18 protein-coding genes, 1 pseudogene and 1 riboswitch are annotated in these 20,258 nt (G+C 69.9%); of the genes and pseudogenes, 17 read left to right on the top strand and 2 right to left on the bottom strand.

All coding sequences use genetic code 11. The features are described from left to right. The first annotated feature begins 22 nt into the window (after nucleotides 1–22). From wecB to GZ997_RS01710, 3 genes are read left to right on the top strand one after another with little or no spacing between them, the layout of a single operon-like run. Nucleotides 23–1,237 (top strand): UDP-N-acetylglucosamine 2-epimerase (non-hydrolyzing), encoded by a 1,215-nt coding sequence (wecB, locus tag GZ997_RS01700; protein ID WP_237564084.1) that lies wholly within the window; start codon nucleotides 23–25, stop codon nucleotides 1,235–1,237. Further along, on the top strand, nucleotides 1,238–3,160 hold the full coding sequence (locus GZ997_RS01705; RefSeq protein WP_161924346.1) for a DUF2334 domain-containing protein: 1,923 nt from the start codon (nucleotides 1,238–1,240) through the stop codon (nucleotides 3,158–3,160). Beyond that, on the top strand, nucleotides 3,160–4,818 hold the full coding sequence (locus tag GZ997_RS01710) for a Tat pathway signal sequence (protein WP_162678599.1): 1,659 nt from the start codon (nucleotides 3,160–3,162) through the stop codon (nucleotides 4,816–4,818). The genes GZ997_RS01705 and GZ997_RS01710 overlap by 1 nt, the downstream gene beginning before the upstream one ends. A gap of 33 nt (nucleotides 4,819–4,851) precedes the next feature. On the opposite strand, the gene GZ997_RS01715 is transcribed toward GZ997_RS01710, so the two are convergent. Continuing rightward, nucleotides 4,852–7,146, bottom strand: coding sequence for a DEAD/DEAH box helicase (locus tag GZ997_RS01715; protein ID WP_162678600.1), 2,295 nt, complete (start codon nucleotides 7,144–7,146; stop codon nucleotides 4,852–4,854). Between the two features lie 208 nt (nucleotides 7,147–7,354). Here GZ997_RS01715 and GZ997_RS01720 point away from each other — a divergent pair, with 208 nt between their 5' ends. The 14 genes and pseudogenes from GZ997_RS01720 to GZ997_RS01785 all read left to right on the top strand — a co-directional run bounded on the left by GZ997_RS01720 (nucleotide 7,355) and on the right by GZ997_RS01785 (nucleotide 19,536). Continuing rightward, nucleotides 7,355–8,011, top strand: coding sequence for a hypothetical protein (locus tag GZ997_RS01720; RefSeq protein WP_161924343.1), 657 nt, complete (start codon nucleotides 7,355–7,357; stop codon nucleotides 8,009–8,011). Then, nucleotides 8,008–8,658, top strand: coding sequence for an OmpA family protein (locus GZ997_RS01725; RefSeq protein ID WP_202616172.1), 651 nt, complete (start codon nucleotides 8,008–8,010; stop codon nucleotides 8,656–8,658). The genes GZ997_RS01720 and GZ997_RS01725 overlap by 4 nt, the downstream gene beginning before the upstream one ends. Before the next feature lie 103 nt (nucleotides 8,659–8,761). Continuing rightward, nucleotides 8,762–8,864: riboswitch (SAM riboswitch) on the top strand. A gap of 8 nt (nucleotides 8,865–8,872) precedes the next feature. Then, nucleotides 8,873–10,069: a cobalamin-independent methionine synthase II family protein gene (locus GZ997_RS01730; protein WP_161924342.1), complete on the top strand. Its 1,197-nt coding sequence runs from the start codon at nucleotides 8,873–8,875 to the stop codon at nucleotides 10,067–10,069. Between the two features lie 34 nt (nucleotides 10,070–10,103). Further along, complete coding sequence (locus tag GZ997_RS01735) at nucleotides 10,104–11,771, top strand: cation:proton antiporter (RefSeq protein ID WP_162678601.1); 1,668 nt, start codon at nucleotides 10,104–10,106, stop codon at nucleotides 11,769–11,771. Between the two features lie 45 nt (nucleotides 11,772–11,816). Continuing rightward, nucleotides 11,817–13,034, top strand: a complete 1,218-nt coding sequence (locus tag GZ997_RS01740; protein ID WP_162678602.1) for a histidinol-phosphate transaminase — start codon at nucleotides 11,817–11,819, stop codon at nucleotides 13,032–13,034. Beyond that, the gene (gene hisB / locus GZ997_RS01745) at nucleotides 13,031–13,630 is read left to right on the top strand and encodes an imidazoleglycerol-phosphate dehydratase HisB (RefSeq protein WP_161924340.1); all 600 of its coding nucleotides are present in this window, start codon (nucleotides 13,031–13,033) and stop codon (nucleotides 13,628–13,630) included. Before GZ997_RS01740 ends, hisB begins: the two co-directional genes overlap by 4 nt. Next, complete coding sequence (locus GZ997_RS01750; RefSeq protein ID WP_162678603.1) at nucleotides 13,630–14,415, top strand: hypothetical protein; 786 nt, start codon at nucleotides 13,630–13,632, stop codon at nucleotides 14,413–14,415. The genes hisB and GZ997_RS01750 overlap by 1 nt, the downstream gene beginning before the upstream one ends. A gap of 42 nt (nucleotides 14,416–14,457) precedes the next feature. Then, nucleotides 14,458–15,123, top strand: coding sequence for an imidazole glycerol phosphate synthase subunit HisH (gene hisH, locus GZ997_RS01755; RefSeq protein ID WP_161924338.1), 666 nt, complete (start codon nucleotides 14,458–14,460; stop codon nucleotides 15,121–15,123). Between the two features lie 57 nt (nucleotides 15,124–15,180). Further along, nucleotides 15,181–15,921 (top strand): bifunctional 1-(5-phosphoribosyl)-5-((5-phosphoribosylamino)methylideneamino)imidazole-4-carboxamide isomerase/phosphoribosylanthranilate isomerase PriA, encoded by a 741-nt coding sequence (gene priA, locus GZ997_RS01760; RefSeq protein ID WP_161924337.1) that lies wholly within the window; start codon nucleotides 15,181–15,183, stop codon nucleotides 15,919–15,921. An 80-nt stretch (nucleotides 15,922–16,001) separates the two neighbouring features. Beyond that, a complete protein-coding gene (locus GZ997_RS01765) occupies nucleotides 16,002–16,784 on the top strand; it encodes an SseB family protein (RefSeq protein WP_238994178.1) in 783 nt (260 codons plus the stop codon). A gap of 324 nt (nucleotides 16,785–17,108) precedes the next feature. Continuing rightward, nucleotides 17,109–17,618: pseudogene (gene infC / locus GZ997_RS01770) on the top strand (translation initiation factor IF-3); the annotation flags it as partial. A 267-nt stretch (nucleotides 17,619–17,885) separates the two neighbouring features. Then, entirely contained in the window at nucleotides 17,886–18,080 is a 195-nt protein-coding gene (rpmI, locus tag GZ997_RS01775) for a 50S ribosomal protein L35 (RefSeq protein WP_161924336.1), read from the top strand. Between the two features lie 30 nt (nucleotides 18,081–18,110). Next, nucleotides 18,111–18,491, top strand: coding sequence for a 50S ribosomal protein L20 (gene rplT, locus GZ997_RS01780; protein WP_161924335.1), 381 nt, complete (start codon nucleotides 18,111–18,113; stop codon nucleotides 18,489–18,491). A 136-nt stretch (nucleotides 18,492–18,627) separates the two neighbouring features. Continuing rightward, on the top strand, nucleotides 18,628–19,536 hold the full coding sequence (locus GZ997_RS01785; RefSeq protein WP_162678604.1) for an RNA methyltransferase: 909 nt from the start codon (nucleotides 18,628–18,630) through the stop codon (nucleotides 19,534–19,536). A gap of 1 nt (nucleotide 19,537) precedes the next feature. Here the strand turns inward: GZ997_RS01785 and GZ997_RS01790 are convergent. Further along, on the bottom strand, nucleotides 19,538–20,258 hold a 721-nt coding region (locus GZ997_RS01790; RefSeq protein WP_203233885.1), incomplete at its 5' end, for a WD40 repeat domain-containing protein.

Genomic DNA, 20,258 nt, shown 5'->3' on the forward strand with positions numbered 1-20,258 from the left:
CCTGAATCACCTAAGGAGTGTAATGAACGCAGCCGCATCCACCGCTTCCGTCACCGGCGCGAGGCCACGGGTAATGCTCGTATACGGCACGCGGCCGGAGGCCATCAAGATGGCCCCGCTCGTGCGTGCCCTGCAGCACGACGAGCGCTTCGAGCCGATCGTGGTAGTTACCGGTCAGCACCGAGAAATGCTCGATCAGGTCAATGACTTCTTCGGCATCACGCCGGACACGGACCTGAATATCCACCGCCAGGGCCAGACCCTCACCCAGGTGACCGTCGGCACGCTCGAAGGGGTAGAGCGCGCCATTGAGGAGTACCAGCCGCATCTGCTCGCCGCGCAGGGTGACACCACCTCCGCCTTCGCGGCCGGGCTGGTCGGCTTCTACCACCACGTGCCGGTGGCTCACGTAGAGGCGGGCCTGCGCACAGGATCCATTGCCTCGCCGTTCCCTGAGGAGGCCAACCGGCGTCTGCTCTCGCAGATAGCCACGCTGCACCTGTGCCCCACGACCGTCGCCCGCGACAACCTTTTGCGGGAGAACGCCGACCCTGCCGCGGTGGTAGTCACCGGTAATACGGTCATCGACGCCCTCTTGCAGGCCGTGGAACAGCCGACGCCCTTCACCGACCCCGCGCTCTCACAAGCTACCGCCGATCCCGGACGACGCATAGTACTGGTGACTGCGCACCGCCGTGAGTCCTGGGGGCAGCCCATGCACAGCATCGGGCGGGCCGTCGCCCGTATCGCCCGCAGCCATCCTGCCGACGTGATCGTCCTGCCGGCCCACCGCAACCCGAAGGTGCGCGCGGCCCTGCTGCCCCACATCGAGGGCCTGGACAACGTAGTCGTCACCGAGCCGCTGCCGTACGGGCAGTTCTGCACGCTCATGAACCGGGCCCACCTGGTGCTTACGGACTCCGGCGGTGTGCAGGAGGAGGCGCCGGCGCTGTCCAAGCCGGTGCTCGTGATGCGCGAGAACACCGAGCGCCCTGAGGCCATCAGCTTCGGTGTCGCCAAGCTGGTAGGCACCGACGAGCAGGCCATCGTCGACTCCGTGGGACGCCTGCTGGACGACGCCGGCGCCTATGCCGGGATGGCCAGCGCCGCCAACCCCTATGGCGACGGACACGCCTGCGCCCGCACAGTTGCCGCCATGGCGGCGCTGACCGGTGTAGGTGAGCGCATCCCCGAGTTCAACCCCATCCGCCCCGCTGACAACACGCAGGAGGACTGAATGATTCGTCCGTCTCAGAAACGACGCCGCGGTGCCCTCCTGGGCATCGTGCTGGCGGGCGTCGTGGCCGCGCTGCCGGCTGCCGCCGCCCCGTCCGCTCCCGCCACCGCAGCCGAGCCGCCGGCCGCCGTCCCGGCCGAGGCCCCGGCGCTCGACGTCGCCCAGGAGGCTCCGGTCCAGGCGCCTCCGGAGCCGGCGGCGGCCGCGCAGCAGGTGCTGCCGCTCGTGCTCGCCGGCGAGGCTGAGGCCGAGGAGCTGGAGCAGCCCGTTGAGGCAGCCGCCGAGCCGCAGGTGCGTGACCTGCCGGCGGACGTGGCGCTGCCGGAATCAGCCCGCAGCTTCTCCACCGAGCAAGCCGGCCCCGCCCGTACGCTCGTACTGTTCGACTCCACCGGCCCCTACGCGCATCTCGGCGAGTACTACGCTCTGGGCATGGGGATGCTGGCCTCTCACTCCGGTACGGTGACGACCCTGCCGGTCACGGACTACGTCGCTGGCCTGGCCGGCTCCTACACCGCCGTGATCTACTCCGGCTCCACCTACGATGAGCCGCTGCCGCAGGCTTTCATCGACGATGTTCTGACCGGTGACGTGCCCGTATTGTGGTCCGGTTTCAACATCTGGCAGCTCGCGGCCGGCGCCGAGGGCCGCACCGCCTTCGCCGCCCGCTACGGGTGGGACGCCGCCGGCTCCTACATTGACTCGGCCGATACGGTGACCTCGGTGACCTACAACGGCCAGTCCCTGAGCCGCAACGCCTTGAATACGGGCGGAATCCTCGCCCCCCACATCACCACCCCCGAGGACGTCACGGTACTCGGCTCCGCCCAGTGCTCCGACGCCGCCGGCGCCGCCACCGACTGCGCCCAGGTCGCACAGTCGACAGGCAGCTCCTTCCCGTGGGCGGTCAAGTCCGCGAACCTCACCTACATCGGGGAGGTCCCCCTGTCCTACCTGGGGGAGACAGACCGGTACCTGGCCGCCGCCGACATCGTGCTGGACACCCTCCAGCCCGGCGCGGCCACCGTCCGGCAGGCGGCCGTACGCATCGAGGACGTAAGCCCCGCAACGACGGCCTCGGAGCTGCGCGCGATCGTCGACTACCTGGTCGGCGCGGCCGTGCCCTTCCAGATCGCGGTGGTGCCCGTGTACACCGACCCCAGTGGGGTGTACAACGACGGCGCACCGGAGACCCTCACCCTGGCTGACAACCCGGAGCTGGTCGAGGTTCTCAACCACGCCGTCGCCAACGGCGGCACGCTGATTCAGCACGGCACCCGCCACCAGTTCTCCAACCTCAGCAACCCCTACAACGCGGTGAGCACGGATGACTTCGAGTTCATCCGGTCCTGGTGCAGCGCCGTCAACGACAACTCCGCGCCGGTGGTCACCTGCCAGAACGACTCGTGGGTGCAGATCGGCGGTGACCTGCCGGGCACCGACGCGGACTGGGCCACCGCGCAAGTGCTCGAGGGCCGAGCCATCTTCACCCAGGTCGGCCTGCCCGAGCCCACCGTGTTCGAAACGCCGCACTACGCGGCCAGCGCGGCGGCCTACGCCGGCATCGGCAAGGTCTACCAGGTGCGCTACGAGCGCGAGCTCCTGCACGCCGGCCTGCTCACCGGCCGCTCCGGAGGGGACTTCGACTACTTCGGACAGTTCTTCCCCTATGCCGTGAATGACCCGTACGGCACGCACGTGCTGCCCGAGAACCTCGGCAACGTGGAATTGGAGGCGTACAACCAGCATCCGCCGCGCCTGCCCGCGGACCTCGTGGCTGCCGCACGCGCCAACCTGGTGGGTACGCACGCCACCGCCAGCTTCTTCTTCCACCCCTACTATGACGTGTCGCTGCTGCAGCAGGTCGTTGAGGGCATCCGGGCAGAGGGCTACACCTTCGTGCCCGCAACGGAGCTGAAGTGATGCTTGCTTCCGAGGCCTCCAGCCAGGCGGGGGATGACGTGGCCGCGTCCGAGGCGCCTGCCGATCCTCCCGCGCCGGCCCGGCCCCGCAGAGTATCCCGGCGGCGGGCCCTGGGCCTGCTCGTGGCGGGAGGTGTCGGCCTGGCTCTCGCGCCCCTTCCCCTGATAAAGCTGCAGGCCGCGCCAGGGGAGCCGCCCAGCACGGGCGCCCTGGCGCGGCTCGACGTCGCCGCCCCTGATGGTGAGCTCATGACCTTGAGTCAGCTGCTTGAGCGGCAGACCAACGGGGTGGGGGAGGAAGGACGCGATGACGCTCTGCTCGATACCGACACGCTCGAGCTGATCGAGCTCGCCCCCTTGCAAGCGCACGGGGAGTCCACTGCCTGCCTGGAGCTGCCTGCGGGCGGCCCCGCCTGTCTTAACCTGTCCTGGCCCACCAGCCACGGCTACTCGGCCCTGCTCGTGGACGTGCCGGGGCCCGGACGCTACGCCCTGGCCGAGCTAGCGGCGCGCAGCCTGCACAACGCCCAAGCGGATGCGGTGCGCAGCCTGCCGACCAGCGGAGCCGAGGCGGATACGGCCCAGGCGGTCAACCAGCTGCGTGCGCTCACCTCCCGGGCACTGGACGCGTGCGCGGCCGCGGGAACTCCCGTCGAGCGCGCCGCGCTCGCCAACGATGCGCTGGAGGCGGCGACCTCCGCCCAACTGGCCCTTGATGCGGCCGCCGCGGGCAGCGGGCCCGAGGACGCCATGCTCGGAGTGACCTTCACCGCCGCCCCGGACCCCGGTACGGCGGCCGAGGCGATAGCCCCGCTGGAGGAGGCCGGCCGGACCCGGCTGGTGCGTATCGTTGTTGCAGACACCGAGGACACTGCGGAGCTGGCGGAGTGGAGGCGGTGCGCCACGGAGTTGCATGACGCTGGTGTCCGCGTCATGGTGCAGGTCTGCGACTCCCAGGACCTGGCCGAGTACACCGAGGACGCGTGGAGGCGGAGGCTGGCGGCTCTGGTCGGCACCTTCCCCGACGCCGACGCCTGGGAGATCGGCAATGAGCTCGCCGCACAGTGGACCGGTCCGGATGCCGTTGCGCGGACGCTTGCCGCTGCGCGAGTCCTGGCCGAGACCCCCGCCACTGCCGCAGCCACGCGCGTGCTCACCCTGTACTACCAGCTCGGTCAGGGCACGGCCGCGGAGTCCGTCCTGTCCTGGGCCGCAGCCAACTTGCGGGGGGAGCTGCTGGAGCTGACTGATGTGGTTGGGCTGTCCGTGTACCCGCAGTGGCATCCGCTGGGATCCGGCGCCCGGCGCGTCATGGAAACGCTGCGGCGGGTGGTGGGGGACAAGCAGACGGCGCTGACCGAACTGGGCTACGGCGCTGAAGACCTCGACGAGGGACCCTGGTGGTTCGGGTCAGCCGATGACGCCGAAGCGGGCCGGTCCGCCGTCGCCCAGCACCTTACGGCGGTCGCGCTGGGGCAGCCGCGCGCCTGGGCCGCGCCGCTGTGGTGGTACTACCTCCAGGATGAGGGGATCGTCTCCGCGGAAACCACCGCACCCGGGCAGCCCCCGAGCACCACTGGGCCGGGCGGCACCGGACCGGACTCCGGCACAGTGGCGCAAGACCTGGTCACTGCGGCGCGTATCGAGGACGGCGGCTGACAACAGGACTGTTGGCAGGCACTGGCTCAGTACTCAGCGCTGCGCTAGCACCAGGGGGTACACCCCGGCCGCCCCCGCCCGCCGCAGCAGCATGGCGCCGACGGTGAGCGTCCAGCCGGAGTCGGTCCAGTCATCCACCAGCACGACGTGACGGTTGTGTAAGCGCTCCAGGACCCGCGGTGGCCATTTCTCCAGTGTCAGGGAACGGACACTGTCCGCCAGCCGGAAGGCGGAGCCGACGTCGTGGCGCCCCGGCTCACCTCGCACCCCGATGACGCCCAGCGGAACGGCTCCCAGGTGATGCGCCAGCGCGTGCCCCAGGTGGCGTACAAGCCTTGGGCGCGTGCGCGAGTCAATGACGACTACCGCCAGCTCCTTCGGACCGACCTGCGCGTCGCCCTCCCCGGATACGGAAATCGCCTGGGCGGCGAGCCTGTCGGCGACCTCCAGCACGGGGGTGCGCAGGGAGGGCGGCACCTCGGAGTCGGCACCTGAGTCCAGCAGATCGCGCAGGGACGCGGACACGCCCAGCCCGTCCAGGCGGCCGACTGCCAGCCCCGGCTCCGCTCGGTCGGCCGCGGCGATAGCGCCCCTGAGCTCGGGGAGGCCCAGGCGGTCCATGCCGGCGGGCCAACGCCTGCGGGGCTCGATCGCAATGCCCACGCGTGCCATCGCTCGACGGGCGGCGGAAACCTCCTGCTCGGCCGGTACCTGCGGCAGGTCCAGCCCGCCGCACAGGTCGCAGGTGCCGCACCGCCAGTCGGCGGTCAGCTCCGGATCATCCAGTACCCGGCGAAGAAAGGCCATCCGGCAGTCGGGCGCGGACAAGGACTCATAACGCTCCATCAGCTCCTGCTCGGCGCGCCGCGCCCGCTCGACCCGCTCATACCGGGGCGCGTCATAGGCCCAGGGACGCCCGGTTGCCTGCCAGCCCCCAGGCACCCGCTGTACTGCGCCATCAACGTCAAGGACCTTGAGCATGGACTCCAGGCGGGCGCGGCGCAGCGGTACCACGGCCTCCAGCGTGTTCGTGCTGACGGGACGTCCGCCCGCCGCGCCGCCCCGGTCCAGCGCTGCCAGAACCTCCCGGACCGCATCCGGGGGAGGAAATCCCTGGGCGCCGAACCAGTCCCAAATGGCGCGGTCCTCGGCCCCCGGCAGGAGGATCACCTCCGCGCGCTCGACCCCGCGCCCCGCCCGGCCCACTTGCTGGTAGTAGGCCACTGGCGAGCTCGGTGCCCCCAGGTGCACGACGAATGCCAAGTCCGGCTTGTCGAAGCCCATGCCGAGTGCGCTGGTGGCCACCAGCGCCTTTACCCGGTTGTCCCTGAGCTCCTCCTCCAGGCGCTCCCGCTCCGCGGAATCCGTGCGCCCCGTGTAGGCGGAGACCGCCATGCCTGCGTCACGTAATCGCTCGGCTACCTCTTCGGCCGCTGCGACCGTCAGGCAGTACACGATCCCGGATCCAGGCGTGCCCTGTAGGTAGCTGACCAGCCACGCCAGGCGGGAAGCGGCATCGGGTAGCTGCTGCACCCCCAGGTGCAGGGAATCGCGTGCAAGCGTGCCGCGCAGTACCAGCACGTCGCGGCCTGGCGCTGACGCCGCAGTGCCGTCCGCGGCAGTGTCCGCAGGGGACGCGGTGCTCAGCTGCTCGGCGATATCGGCGGTGACCCGGGCGTTGGCCGTCGCCGTGGTGGCCAGTACCGGCGTCCTGTGCGGCAGCTGCGACAGCAGGGTGCGGATGCGCCGGTAGTCGGGGCGGAAGTCGTGCCCCCAGTCGGAGATGCAGTGGGCCTCGTCAATCACCACCAGGGCGGCGTCTGCAGCCAGCCGGGGCAGGACCTCTTCCCGGAAGACGGGGTGGTTGAGCCGCTCGGGGGACACTAGCAGCAAGTCGACCTCGCCGCGTTGCACCTGCGCCTCGATCTCGGGCCACTGCGGGGCGTTGACCGAGTTCATGGTCAGGGCGTTGATACCGGCGCGCTGCGCGGCTGCAACTTGATCACGCATGAGTGCTAGTAGCGGGGAGACGATCACTGTTGCTCCGGCAGCCTCCCGCGCGCCGGCCACGGGGAGCGGAGTACCCGGCCGCCAGTCGGCCCAACCCTCGCGTAGTAACACGGTTGCTATAAAGTAGACAGCAGACTTGCCCCAGCCGGTGCGTTGCACTACTAGCGCGCGCCGGCGCTGCACCACCAGCGCCTCGACGGCGCGCAACTGGTCCGTACGCAACTGCGCGTCCGCCCGGCCGACCAGGTCCCGCAGCACCGCCTCGGCGCGCTCGCGGATCGGGCTGGCGGGAGCGGCGTTTGTGGCGGGCTGGTTCATGGCCGCAACGCTAGCCCGGCGCACCGACGCGAACCCGCTCTGCGCGATTGGTTCCGCCGATGCGTATCCACTCGGGTTGACTCCGCTGCTCCGGTAAGATAACGTTCCGGCATACTAAGTTTGGTGCCGCGTCGTTCGCCCAGGCGTCGGGCCTCCGCCCGCCAGTCACATACGGTGCTTGCCACTTTCCTTCCCGAGGAGTTGCCGCATGTCCACGTCTTCATCACAGTTTAGGCCGACCCCGGAGTCCCTGTCGGCCGCAGGCGTCAGTCGGCGTCGACTTCTGGCGTGGGGCGGCTCCGCAGTGCTGGCCGGCGTGCTGGCGGCCTGCAGCCTGACCGGGCGTGACGACGGCGAGGACGCCGACGCCGCAGGCGCAGACGTCGTCGGCGCGGCCGCACAGGCTTCGGCGGCCGGAACGGCCCTGCCCTTTACCGGCGAGCTGCCCGTACTCGGTTCCCAGGAGGTGGAGCTGAGCAACGGGTATGCAGCCGAGGAGCCGGCGCGCGTGGACCTCAATGCCGTCACAGTTACCGGGGGCTTCACGGTTGTCACCTTCTCGGTAACCTGCCTCTCGCCGGATGATGAAGACCACGAAGGCCTTTACATGAGCTCTGAATTCAGTAGCCCCGGTGGGGCCGGAACCACCTCGGGAGTGATGCTCATCGACTCCCTGAACCAGAAGACTTACGAGACGGCCCGCAACACCGACGGCGAGCGATTGTGCTCCCAGCCCGGCAGGATCCGCCCGGGTGATACTGCGATCTACTACAACATGTACGCGCCCCTGCCTGAGAATGTGAAGACTGTCACGGTGTCAATTCCCGGCCTGCAGCTGTTCACGGACGTGGCGGTGACGCGATGAACCGCCGTGCCCTGTATGCCGCCCGGCTCGCGGGCGCGGCGGGGACCGTGATGCTGGTGGGAGCAGCGGTGGTCGCGACCAACTCCCAGCCCACGGCGCTGGCCGCCTCTGCGACGCCGAGCGCGACGGAGCCCGCGACGGCAACCCGGTACGTCGACCCCGGGGTCTTGCCGGGCGCCGGGGAGAACATCGACGCTCCTGCATACTCCATCGAGTTGCGGAGCTTCGACATTGAGGCCCCGATCGGGGCCCTGGACGGTGCGGCCTCGGTGGTGGAGCGGGGGGACCGGACCACCACGACGTTGTCTAGCGACATCAACTTCGAGACGGACTCCGCGGACCTTACCGACCGCGCCCACGAGGTACTCGACGAGCTCATCGAGGACTGGGAGGATGATCCGCCCGCCACGGTGACGATTGTCGGGCACACCGACTCGGTGGACGAGGACGCCTATAACCAGGACTTGTCTGAGCGCCGAGCCCAGGCGGTCAAGACGTATATCAGCGCCCGGCTGCCCGAACTTGAGATCACCGCGGAGGGCAAGGGGGAGTCCGAGCCAATTGCTGCGGAGACCAACGAGGACGGCACCGTGTCGGAGGAGGGCCGGGCGGCCAACCGCCGCGTGGAGATCGTCGCCGAGCGCTAGGACCCGGACGCCCTCCCGGCAGGCCGACTGGCCAGTGCGGCGCAAGCGGCGCTGACACGCCGAGAGTGCGGGGACGGCGCGGGGAACTTGGTAGGGTGTTGCCGCACCATCCAGAGCGGCTGAGAGACCTGGCTCGTTGACGCCGCAGCAACCACGCCGTCGGCATGCGTCCGGCGGTGCGGTGCTCCCGCCAGGACCGATGGAAGGACCTGAAATGGCCAAGCAAATCCGCACCACCCATGTTGGCTCCCTGCCCCGCACCGAGGCACTGCTGGAGGCGAATGCAGCACACGCGGCCGGCACGCTCGACGACGCCGGACTCGCGGCGGTCGTCGCCGAGCAGACCGACGCTGTCGTCGCCCGTCAGGCCGAGATCGGCCTGACGATCGTCAACGACGGCGAATACGGTCACGCCATGACCGAGAAGGTCGACTACGGGGCCTGGTGGTCATATTCCTTCAGCCGCTTCAGCGGCCTGGAGCTGCTCGACCAGCTGCCCGAGCGCAAGCCCACCCCGGCCGGCAAGCTCGAGCTGGATGCCATGACCGACCGCCGCGACTGGGTCGCCTACGCCGACGCCTACTCCGACCCCACCTCCGGCATCCACCTGGCCACTCGGCGCCCCTGGGTGTTCCCGGTGGTGACCGGCGAGATCCGCTACACCGGTCAGGACGTCGTCGCCCGCGACATTGCCGCACTCACCCGCGCGCTCGAGGGGGCCGGCAAGCCGCTGAGCGAAGGCTTCGTGGCCTCCGTCTCCCCGGCCTCGGCGGCACGCGTCGGCAACTACTACTACGAGGACGACGAGGCGGCCGTATGGGCCTGGGCCGAGGCCCTGCGCGAGGAGTACCGGGCGATCACCGATGCCGGGCTCACGGTCCAGATCGACGCCCCTGACCTGGCCGAGTCCTGGGACCAGTTCGTCACCGAGCCGTCCCTGGAGGACTACCGCCGCTTCTCCGCCGTGCGTATCGAGGCTCTCAACCACGCCCTGGAGGGCATTGACCCCGCCCAGGTCCGCTACCACGTGTGCTGGGGCTCCTGGCACGGGCCGCACTCCACCGACCTCGGCTTCGACAAGATCGTCGACCTGGCCCTGTCGGTGAACGCCAACGGGCTGAGCTTCGAGGCCGCTAACGTACGCCACGAGCACGAGTGGAAGATCTGGCAGGACACCGCGCTTCCCGACGGCAAGTACCTGATCCCGGGCGTCGTCTCCCACGCCACCAACGTGCTGGAGCACCCCGAGCTCGTTGCCGACCGCATCGAGCGCTTTGCCCGGCTGGTCGGCCCCGAGCGCGTGGTCGCCTCCACCGACTGCGGCCTGGGCGGACGCGTGCACGCCCACATCGCCTGGTCCAAGCTCGCCTCCCTGACCGAGGGCGCCCGGCTGGCGTCCGCGCGTTTCTGAGGCTGCTTCCACGGCCGCACCTTAAGGTGCGGCCGTGGAAATACTTATCATCGCGGTGGCGGGCCTGCTCGTCATTGCCGCCGGCAACCAACTCGCCCCCAGGGTCGGCGTAGCCTCACCGCTACTGCTGCTGGCCCTGGGGGCGGGCATCGGCTTCCCGCCGTTCGTCTCGGCGATCGAGCTGGACCCCGACATCGTCCTCGAGGCGGTACTGCCCCCACTGCTGTTCTCCACTGCGGTATCCATGCCCGTGATGGACTTCCGACGCGAGCTACGCGCCGTCGCCGCGCTCGCCGTCGGGCTGGTTGCCGCCAGCGCCGGCATCATCGGCCTGGTGGTGCATGCCGTAGTGCCCGCCATCGCTCTGCCCTGGGCCATCGCACTCGGGGCTGTGCTGAGCCCCACCGACGCCGTCGCCATCACCATTGCCCGCGGCTCGGGCGTCTCCCAGCGGATTATCACCATCTTGGAGGGGGAGGGACTGTTCAATGACGCCACCGCCCTGATCCTGCTGTCCTCCGCCACGGCCGCGGGCATCGCGCACAGCGCCGACGCCCTGCAGCCCGCAGCGCTCGTCTCCGGCTTCCTCACCTCGCTGGCCCTGGCCCTGGCCATCGGCTGGGTGGTGGGGGAGGGCAGCATCCGGGTCCGCTCCCGCATCACCAACCCGACGGCGGACACGGTCGTGTCCTTTACCATCCCCTTCCTGGCCTCCCTGCCCACCGACTACTTGGGCGGCTCCGGGCTGGTCGCCGCCGTCGTCGCCGGCCTGGTCATCTCCTACCGCAGGCCCCGACTGCTGCCGCCCGCCCACAGGCTGACCGCCCAGCAGAACTGGCGCACCATTGAGCTGATTCTGGAAGGCGGCATCTTCCTGGTTATGGGGCTGCAGGCCTACGGGATCGTCCAGGACGTGATCGACGACGGTTTCGGCCTGCGCAACGCCGTGCTCCTGGCCGCCGGAGCCGGGGCCCTGGCGGTCCTGGTGCGGGTGGCCTTCGTAGTACCGCTGCTGCTCTGGCTGCGCCACGTGCGCCGCCGCCACCGCCGTCACTTGGAGGAGGAGCGCCAGCGCCTGGAACACTTCGAGGCCCGCCTGGAGCGCGCACGTGACATCGACGAAGAGCTGCTAGCCCAACACGGCCTGTCCCCGCAGCAGTGGCACCAGGCCCTCACCGGTTGGCGCGAGCGCCTGGAGCGCGGTCAGCGGCGCCAGCGACGCCGGGGGGCAGACCTGGACTACTTCACCGCCGATCCCCTCGGGCCGCGCGAGGGGGCGGTGATCGTGTGGGCGGGCATGCGCGGCGCCGTCACCCTGGCAGCCGCCCAGACCCTGCCCCTGTCCACGCCCGCCCGGCCGTTCCTGCTGCTGGTGGCGCTGCTGGTCGCCGGTGGCTCACTGGTCATTCAGGGGCTCACGCTGAGCGGTGTCATCCGCCTGGTCCGCCCGCGCATGGCCTCCAGCACCGCCGATGTTGCCGAGCGCGAGCGGTTGCTCCGGCTCCTGGGCGACGCCGCCGCCCGCCAGCACGCGGGCACGCTCACCCCCACCGAGGCGCGCGAACTCGCCGTCGAGACCATCCGAGTGCAGCGCCACGCCCTGCTCGATGCCCGTGACGCGGGCCTGTTCTCCTCCTCCAGCCTGGAGTTCGCGCTCGAACGGCTGGACGCCGAGGAAATCCTGCTGACGACCGCTGGCTAGGACGCGTGCCGGGGCAAGGCCGCAGTACGCGTAGACTCCGGCAGCGTGACAGTGCTCCCGCTGCGACCCGATCTGCAGGGCTGCGAACCCTACGGCGCTCCTGAACTTGACGTGCCGGTGCGCCTGAACGTCAATGAGAACCCCTATCCGCCCAGCCCTGCCGTGGTTGCGGACATCGCTGCGGCTGCGGGGCGGGCCGCGAGCGGGCTGAACCGCTACCCGGACCGCGACTTCCCCGGCCTGCGTGCCGCCCTGGCCGACTACCTCGCCGCCGAGTCCGGTGTCAGCCTGGGCGGGGAGCAGGTCTGGGCGGCCAACGGCTCCAACGAGGTCATGGCGCATGTGCTGCAGGCCTTCGGCGGCCCCGGGCGCACCTGCCTGTCCTTCACACCCACCTATTCCATGTACCCCGAGTACGCTCGCGACACTTTCACGCGCTACGTCACCGGGCCCAGGCGCGAGGACTTCACCGTCGACGTCGGCGCAGTTGCCGCGGCCATCGCGCGCGAGCGCCCAGCGGTGCTCATCCTCGCCAGCCCCAACAACCCCACCGGTACGGCCCTGCCGCTTAACGACGTCGTTGCCGTCCTCGAAGCGGCCCGCGGACACGGCCCTGCCGACACGGCGACGAGCGGCGACAGTGCTGACAGTGCTGACACCGCTACGGACTGTGTGGTGGTGATTGACGAGGCCTATGCGGAATTCCGCCGTCCCGGTGTGCCCAGTGCGCTGGAGCTGCTGGAGCGAACCGACGCCGACGGCACCCCCCGTTACCCGCACTTGGCCGTCACCCGCACCATGAGCAAGGCCTTCGGCATGGCCGGGCTGCGGCTGGGGTACCTGGCCGCCTCCGCCGAGCTGGTGGACATGCTGCGCATAGTCCGCCTGCCCTACCACCTGTCCGCCATCTCCCAGGCGGCTGCGCTGGCCGCACTGGATCACCGGCAGGAGCTGATGAGCCAGGTCGCCTCCCTGCGTGACGAGCGCGACGCCCTGGTGGAGTGGCTGCGCGCGCATGGCTGGAACGCCCACGACTCCGACGCCAACTTCGTCCTGTTCGGTCCCTTCGCCGATCGGGAGGCGGTGTGGCGGGGCCTGCTGGAGCGCGGCGTGCTGATTCGCGTCGTCGGCCCGGAGGGGTACCTGCGGGCCTGCGTCGGCACGTCGCAGGAGATGGAGCGCTTCCGCACCGCCCTGCTCGCCGTCACCGGGAATACGACCGGGCAAGCCACAACTCTGGTCAACGAGGAGAAGAACGCATGAACCGCACCGCTCACATTGAACGCGCCACCAGTGAGTCCTCCGTGGTGGTTGAGCTGAACCTGGACGGCACCGGACGCACCGACATCTCCACCACGGTGCCCTTCTACGACCACATGCTCACCGCCCTGGGAAAGCACTCGCTGATCGACCTGACCGTGCGCGCCAGCGGCGACACCGACATCGACGTCCACCACACCGTGGAGGACACCGCCATCTGCATCGGGGAGGCACTGAAGACCGCCCTGGGGGACAAGCGCGGCATCCGCCGCTTCGGTGACGCGCTCGTCCCCCTGGACGAGGCCCTGGCACAGGCCGTCGTCGACATCTCCGGCCGTCCCTACCTGGTGCACGACGGCGAGTCCGATGCCTTCGTGCACCACCTCATCGGCGGGCATTTCACTGGCTCCATGGTCCGCCACTGCCTGGAGGCGATTGCCTACCACGCCGGCATCTGCCTGCACGTGCGCGTGATCTCCGGGCGCGATCCCCACCACATCGCCGAGGCCGAGTTCAAGGCCCTGGCCCGCGCACTGCGGACCGCCGTCGAGCCCGACCCCCGCGTTGACGGCATCCCCTCGACCAAAGGCGCACTGTGATGCATGACGACCACACAACCGGCCCGGTCGGCCGCCCCGATGACGAGCCGGACATCGACGCCGAGTTCGCCGCCATGATGGAGGGCCTGAACCTGTCCGCCGACCCTTCCGAGATGCCCTCCGAGGCCTCCGAGCCGCCAGAGGCCACCGGCCCCGTCTCCGCTGACGATGTGCCCCACAATGTCTACGGTGTGCCCGGCGGCGCAGGCTCCGGCGACGCAGGCGGCGCAAAAGCGATCAAGATCGCTATCGTGCTGACCCCTCTGGCCAGCGCCGAAGCACTGGCCGCCCTGTGCGCCGCCAGCGGCCTGGACTGCACGGTGGTGCCCTCCCGATCCGGGGCCATCGCGGTCAAGGAGTTCGTCTCCGCGCACGCAGAGTGGGACATCGCCGAGCTTCTGGGCGGCACGGAAACCGAGCCTGCTGAGGCGGCCGAGCTGGCCGCCGCCCTGTCCCGCCTCAGCCGCCCCGGGGTAGTGCTGATAACCGCCGACCTGGCGACTGACGTGGGCATCGAGACCGGATTGTCCGGCACTATCACCGCCCGTCGCTACCAGGGCGGGCAGGCTGGGGAGGAGGTCAGTCCCGGTGTGCTGCTACCCGACCTGGATGAGGACATCGAGGACATCCTGCTGGGGGCCACCCGGGTGCAGGACATCGCGGGTGCTATCAGGACCGACGAGGTCAAGCCCGGCCGCATGATGCGTTGGCTGGGCCGCGGCATGCGCCGACGTGACCGGGGAGACGGGGATGGCGGTCGTGGTGACGATCCGAGTGAGGGCTGACGTGGGCGCCGTAGCTCCGGCGGGGATGGGTAGGCTGGCTCCGTGAGGCAACCACACGTCGTCGTCCTGTCCTACGGAAGCGGAAACGTGCGCTCGGCGGTGCGCGCTCTGGAGCGCGTCGGCGCGGAAGCCGAATTGACCGCGGACCCCGACTCGGTGCTGAACGCAGACGGGCTGGTGGTACCCGGTGTCGGGGCCTTCGCCGCCGTCATGGAGCAGCTGCGTGCCGTGGACGCTCCCAGGCTGATTGATCGGCGGCTGGCCGGAGGCAGGCCGGTGCTCGGTATCTGCGTGGGCATGCAGGTGATGTTCACCGCCTCCACCGAGCACACTGAGCAAACCAGTGCCGAACCGGTGCCAGGCCTGGACCAGTGGCCCGGCACCGTCTCCCGTCTTGAGGCGGATGTGGTGCCCCACATGGGGTGGAGCCGGGTGCGCCCGCCCGCCGACACAGTGCTGTTCGAAGGCCTGTACGACTCCTCCGGCTCGGAGCGCTTCTACTTCGTGCACTCCTATGCCGCCAAGACCGACCCGGCTGCCCTGCTGGGTGCGGGCAGCACGCGCCTGCCCCGCACCACCTGGGCCACCCACGGGGAGGACTTCGTTGCTGCCGTTGAGAACGGGGCGCTCAGCGCCACCCAGTTCCACCCCGAGAAATCCGGGGACGCCGGCGCGCAGCTGCTGCGCAACTGGCTAACTACTCTCTGACTCGCACAAGACCGCCGCTTGCTCCAAAGCATCCTCCAAAGCATCAAGGAGACGCCCATGCTCACCCTTTTCCCGGCCGTTGATGTCGCCTATGGCAAGGCCGTGCGCCTGCTGCGCGGTGAGGCCGGCAGCGAAACGGATTACGGCAGCCCAATCGACGCGGCACGCGACTGGGTGGAAGCCGGCGCGCAGTGGATCCACCTGGTGGACCTGGATGCTGCCTTCGGACGCGGCACCAACGCGCCCCTGCTCGCCCGTATCGTCGGCGAGGTGGACGTCAAGGTCGAGCTCTCCGGCGGCATCCGCGACGACGCCTCCCTGCACCGGGCGCTGGCCGCCGGAGCCGCCCGCGTCAACCTCGGCACTGCCGCCCTGGAGGACCCCGACTGGACCGAGCGGGTCATCGCCGAGCACGGAGACAAGATCGCCGTTGGCCTGGACGTGCGCGGCACCACCCTGGCAGCCCGCGGGTGGACCAGGGAGGGCGGGGACCTGTGGGAGACCCTGGAGCGTCTGAACGCCGCCGGCTGCGCCCGCTACGTAGTCACCGACGTCACCAAGGACGGCACTCTGATGGGCCCGAATATCAAGCTGCTGCGCGAGGTCTGCGAGCACACCGACGCTCCGGTTGTGGCATCCGGCGGCATTGCCCACCTGGACGACCTGCGTGCCCTTGCCCGCCTGGAGCGCTACGGGCTGGAGGGGGCGATCGTCGGCAAGGCTCTGTATAACGGCAACTTCACGCTTCAGGAGGCACTTGCCGCGTGCCGCGGTGCGGACTCCGTGCAGGGGGCGTGACAAGCATGGTCACAATCCCGGATACCACCGGTGAGCCCGCGGCGGGGGACGGTGCAGGCGGCCCGGGCCTGCCCGCCGACATGCAGTTGGAGGCCGCCCTGGCCGCCCGCAGCCGGCTGGCTCAGTTGCTAGCCGTGCCCACTCCCTTCTCCGCCGACGACGGCACCCCCGACCCCGCCGTGACCGCGGCCCTCGAGGCTCAGGGACTGGCCCGCCACGAGTATCTCGACCGCTTGCTGGCCGCGCTGGCGGCCAGTCGGCTGATCGTGCCCGTCGCGGCACACGCCGTGCACGCCCCCGGCGGCCCCACGCCACTGAGGCTGGGGGAGGCGTCTGCTGCCGTCGGCGCACACGAGCCGCATACCGCCGGCGCCGCGCAGGACGCCGCGGACCTGGCCGTCCGGCTCGACGACGGCCACCTGGCCCTGCCGGTTTTCACCTCGGCGGCCGCCGTGGCGGCCTGGCGTGAAGATGTGCGTCCCGTGCCCGTGACCCCCCGCCGCGCCGCGGAGGTCGCCTGCCTGCAAACCGATCAGCTGTGGGTACTCGACCCGGGCACGCGCGGTTTGCGCCTGCCGCGTCCTGCGGTGGTGGCCCTGGCTGGGGGAGAGGACTGGATCCCCTCCTGGCGCAACGAGCCGGTGCAGGCGGAGGTGGCCGCTCAGTTGGGCGCCATCGACGGGGTGACCGGGGTTGCCTTCGCCCCCGGCGAGGACGCCGAGCTGCGGGTGTTCATCCGCGTAGACGCATCCGCCGGCACGCCCGCCGTGGCTGCGACGTTGGAGCAGTGCCAGTATGTGATGGTCAACCCGGCCTGGGGGGAGTTCATCGACACCGTGGAGCTGTGTCCGGTGCCCGCCTGATGGTCAGGGGACGTGATGCCCAGGGCAATGCGCTTATGGGAACTGTCACGTGTCTGCGGGCGCTTGCTGCGGCGTCGGCGCGGGATAAGGCTGCTAGACTCTGGCACCGACCGGCCGGAGTCACGGCTCCGGCACGCAAGCGGAGAAATCCCACCTGGGTCCCCCAAGGGGCCGGGTCATGCGGGGAGCGATCCTCGCAGTCGCGCACCCGTATGGGTGCTCGCGACTGTGCTCTGACGAGCACATGAAAGGCCTTCGCACGCGTTAGCGGCGGAGGCATTCTTCGTTGCAAACGGTAACCACTGACAAGAGTGAGGAACAGTCATCAGCGAGCCCCGTATCAACGAACGGATCCGCGTCCCCGAGGTACGACTGGTCGGCCCTAGCGGCGAGCAGGTCGGCATTGTCCGGGTGGAGGACGCTCTCCGCCTGGCTGAGGAGGCAGGCCTTGACCTCGTAGAGGTCGCCCCCGATGCGCGCCCTCCGGTGTGCCGACTCATGGACTACGGCAAGTTCAAGTACGAGTCGGCCATGAAGGCACGCGACGCCCGGCGCAACCAGGCGAACACCCAACTTAAGGAAATCCAGTTCCGGCCCAAGATCGACGAGCACGACTACGCCACCAAGATGGGGCATGTCGAGCGCTTCCTCAAGGGTGGTGACAAGGTCAAGTGCATCGTCCGCTTCCGTGGCCGCGAGCAGTCCCGCCCGGAGCTGGGCATCAGGCTGCTGCAGCGCGTGGCCGAGGAGGTCGCCGAGCTGGGCAACATCGAGTCCCACCCCCGCCAGGACGGCCGCAACATGGTCATGGTCCTGTCTCCCACTCGTAAGAAGGCGGAAGTCAAGTCCGACCAGCGTCGGCGCCGTGAGGCCGCCCGCGCCAGCCGTAGGGCCGAGAAGCAGGCCGCCCGGGCCGCACGCGAGGCCAAGGTGGAGGCGAAGGCCGCCGAGGAGGCCGCCGCGGGCGAATGAGCCCGCACCGGCAGCAGGTCCGCCCCGCGGGCACGCGCACATACTGCACACATACCCAGCCCCGTCACACGACGAGGTCCGCAGCCCCCGGCCCATCCGGCGTCGGGGACCGAGAATGAGGAAACTAACATGCCGAAGAACAAGACGCACTCCGGTGCCAAGAAGCGCTTCCGGGTCACCGGAAGCGGCAAGCTCATGCGCGAGCAGGCCGGCAAGCGCCACCTGCTGGAGGTCAAGTCCTCCCGCCGCAAGCGCAAGCTGTCCCAGGACCAGCCCGTGGCCCCGGCGGACACCCGTCAGGTCAAGCGTCTGCTCGGTCGCTGATCGGCCCACAACACTTGAAGGAGTCATCAAATGGCACGTGTGAAGCGGGCTGTTAACGCCCAGAAGAAGCGTCGTACCGTACTCGACCGCGCCTCCGGCTACCGCGGGCAGCGCTCTCGCCTGTACCGCAAGGCGAAGGAGCAGGTCACCCACTCCGGCGTATACGCCTTCCGCGACCGCCGCGCCCGCAAGGGCGATTTCCGCCGTCTTTGGATCCAGCGCATCAACGCCGCCGCCCGCGCCGAGGGCATGACCTACAACCGGTTCATGCAGGGCCTGGGCCTGGCAGGGGTTGAGGTGGACCGCCGTATGCTCGCCGAGCTGGCTGTCAACGAGCCCGCCGCCTTCAAGGCGCTGGTTGAGACCGCACGCAAGGCCCTGCCCGCGGACGTCAACGCCCCTAAGGCCTGAGCTTCGCGCTGACGTCAGGCATGTAGAGGTCGCCATGCGTGGCCGATAACCAGAGTCGACCCCCGCAATCAATCCCCGCGCCGAAGGCGTGGCCTGGTTGCGGGGGTCGGTCTTATACGGCCGGTAACCTGCGGCCATGAGCACGAGCGCGATCCTGGACAACCCCGCGGCCGCCCGCATCACCCGGGTAGCCGGGCTGGCCCGCCGCGCCGCCCGCAGCAAGTACCGTCGCTTCCTGGTGGAGGGGCCGCAGGGCGCGCGCGAGGCGGTGCGGCACGTCGCCGGCCACGTGCTCGACGTCTACTTCACTGAGGAGGCGGCCCAGGCCCACGCCGACATTGCCGAAGCCGCCGCGCGGGCGGGCCTGTACACCCACCTGGTCACCCCCGAGGTCATGCGAGCCATGAGCGCCGACGCGCAGGGGGTGCTCGCCGTGGTGAGGACCGACGCCGTGGCGGCCCGGCCGCAGCCTGGGGCCAGCGGGGGAGGAGCGGGGGCTGCCGCACCCGTGACGGAGAGCGACGCCGCGCGCGAGGCCGGCGCCTTCTCAGGCTCGGCCCTGGAGACGGCCTTGTTCGGCGCGCGGTTGGTGGCGGTGTTGACCGAGGCACAGGATCCCGGCAATGCCGGCACCATCATTCGCGCCGCTGATGCGGCCGGCGCTGACGCCGTGGTGCTGGTAAAGGGCAGCGTGGATCCGACGAACCCGAAGGTCGTGCGCGCCACGGCAGGTTCCCTGTTTCACCTGCCGGTGCTGGCCGGTGTCACGTTGGAGGAGGCCGTGCGCGCACTGCGGGCGGCGGGGCTGAGGCTGCTCGCTGCCGATGGGCACGGCACGGTGAGCCTGTTCGACGCCGAGGCGGAGCTCGGCGCGCCATCGGCCTGGCTGCTGGGCAACGAGGCCCGCGGGCTGGCGCCTGCGGCCCTGGATGCGGCGGACACGGTGGTCTCGATCCCGATCTACGGAATGGCAGAGTCCCTGAACGTCGCCTCCGCCGCCGCCATTTGCCTGTACGCCAGCGTCCGGGCGCAGCGCCAGGTGTGAGTCAGGATCCGGCCTGCTTCAACGGCGGCAGCGGGCCGTATAGTTCTGCAGGCAGACGGGTCATCTGGCCGTCAATCATGGCGGCGTAGCCAAGCCAGCGCCAGGCCCCAGGACTCGCGCCGAGCACCTCCTCAGTCACCGCATCGCGAACGACTACTTCCCCTTCAGGGAGCGGCTCGATGATCACTCCGATCGGCTTCCCAGTCTCAGCATCCCATTGGCGTGCGCCATGAGGTCCGGTGGTGAGGATGCGGCTGCCATCAGGAGTCCACGCACCTCCCTCGGCGTAAGCGGAGGTAAGCGTGCAGACTCGACGACCGCTTATGGCATCCCAAACAAGGACACCGTGATCTCCGGCGGTGAGGATCCGGGCGCCGTCTGGACTCCAGACGCTGGGGCCGGTGTGCTCGGTAGTGAGTTTGTTGACGATGCGGCCGGTGGAGTCCCAGACCATTGCCCCGTTGTGTCCGGTGGTGAGGATATGGGCGCCGTCTGGGCTCCAAGCACCGGAGGGAAAACGACCTATACCCACACCGTGGGTGTTATGTCCGGTGGTGGCGTCCCAGACTTGGCCCCCGCTGTGTCCGGTGGTGAGGATATGGGCGCCGTCTGGGCTCCAAGCACCGGAGTCGGTGTCCCTGGTTGTGAGGGTGAGGGTGTTCTTGCCGGTGGTGGCGTCCCACACCCGGACCCCGCCTGCCCCTGTGGTGAGGATGCGGGTG

Origin of the sequence: Actinomyces sp. 565 (assembly GCF_010365615.1) — a bacterium.
GTDB lineage: Bacteria > Actinomycetota > Actinomycetes > Actinomycetales > Actinomycetaceae > Actinomyces.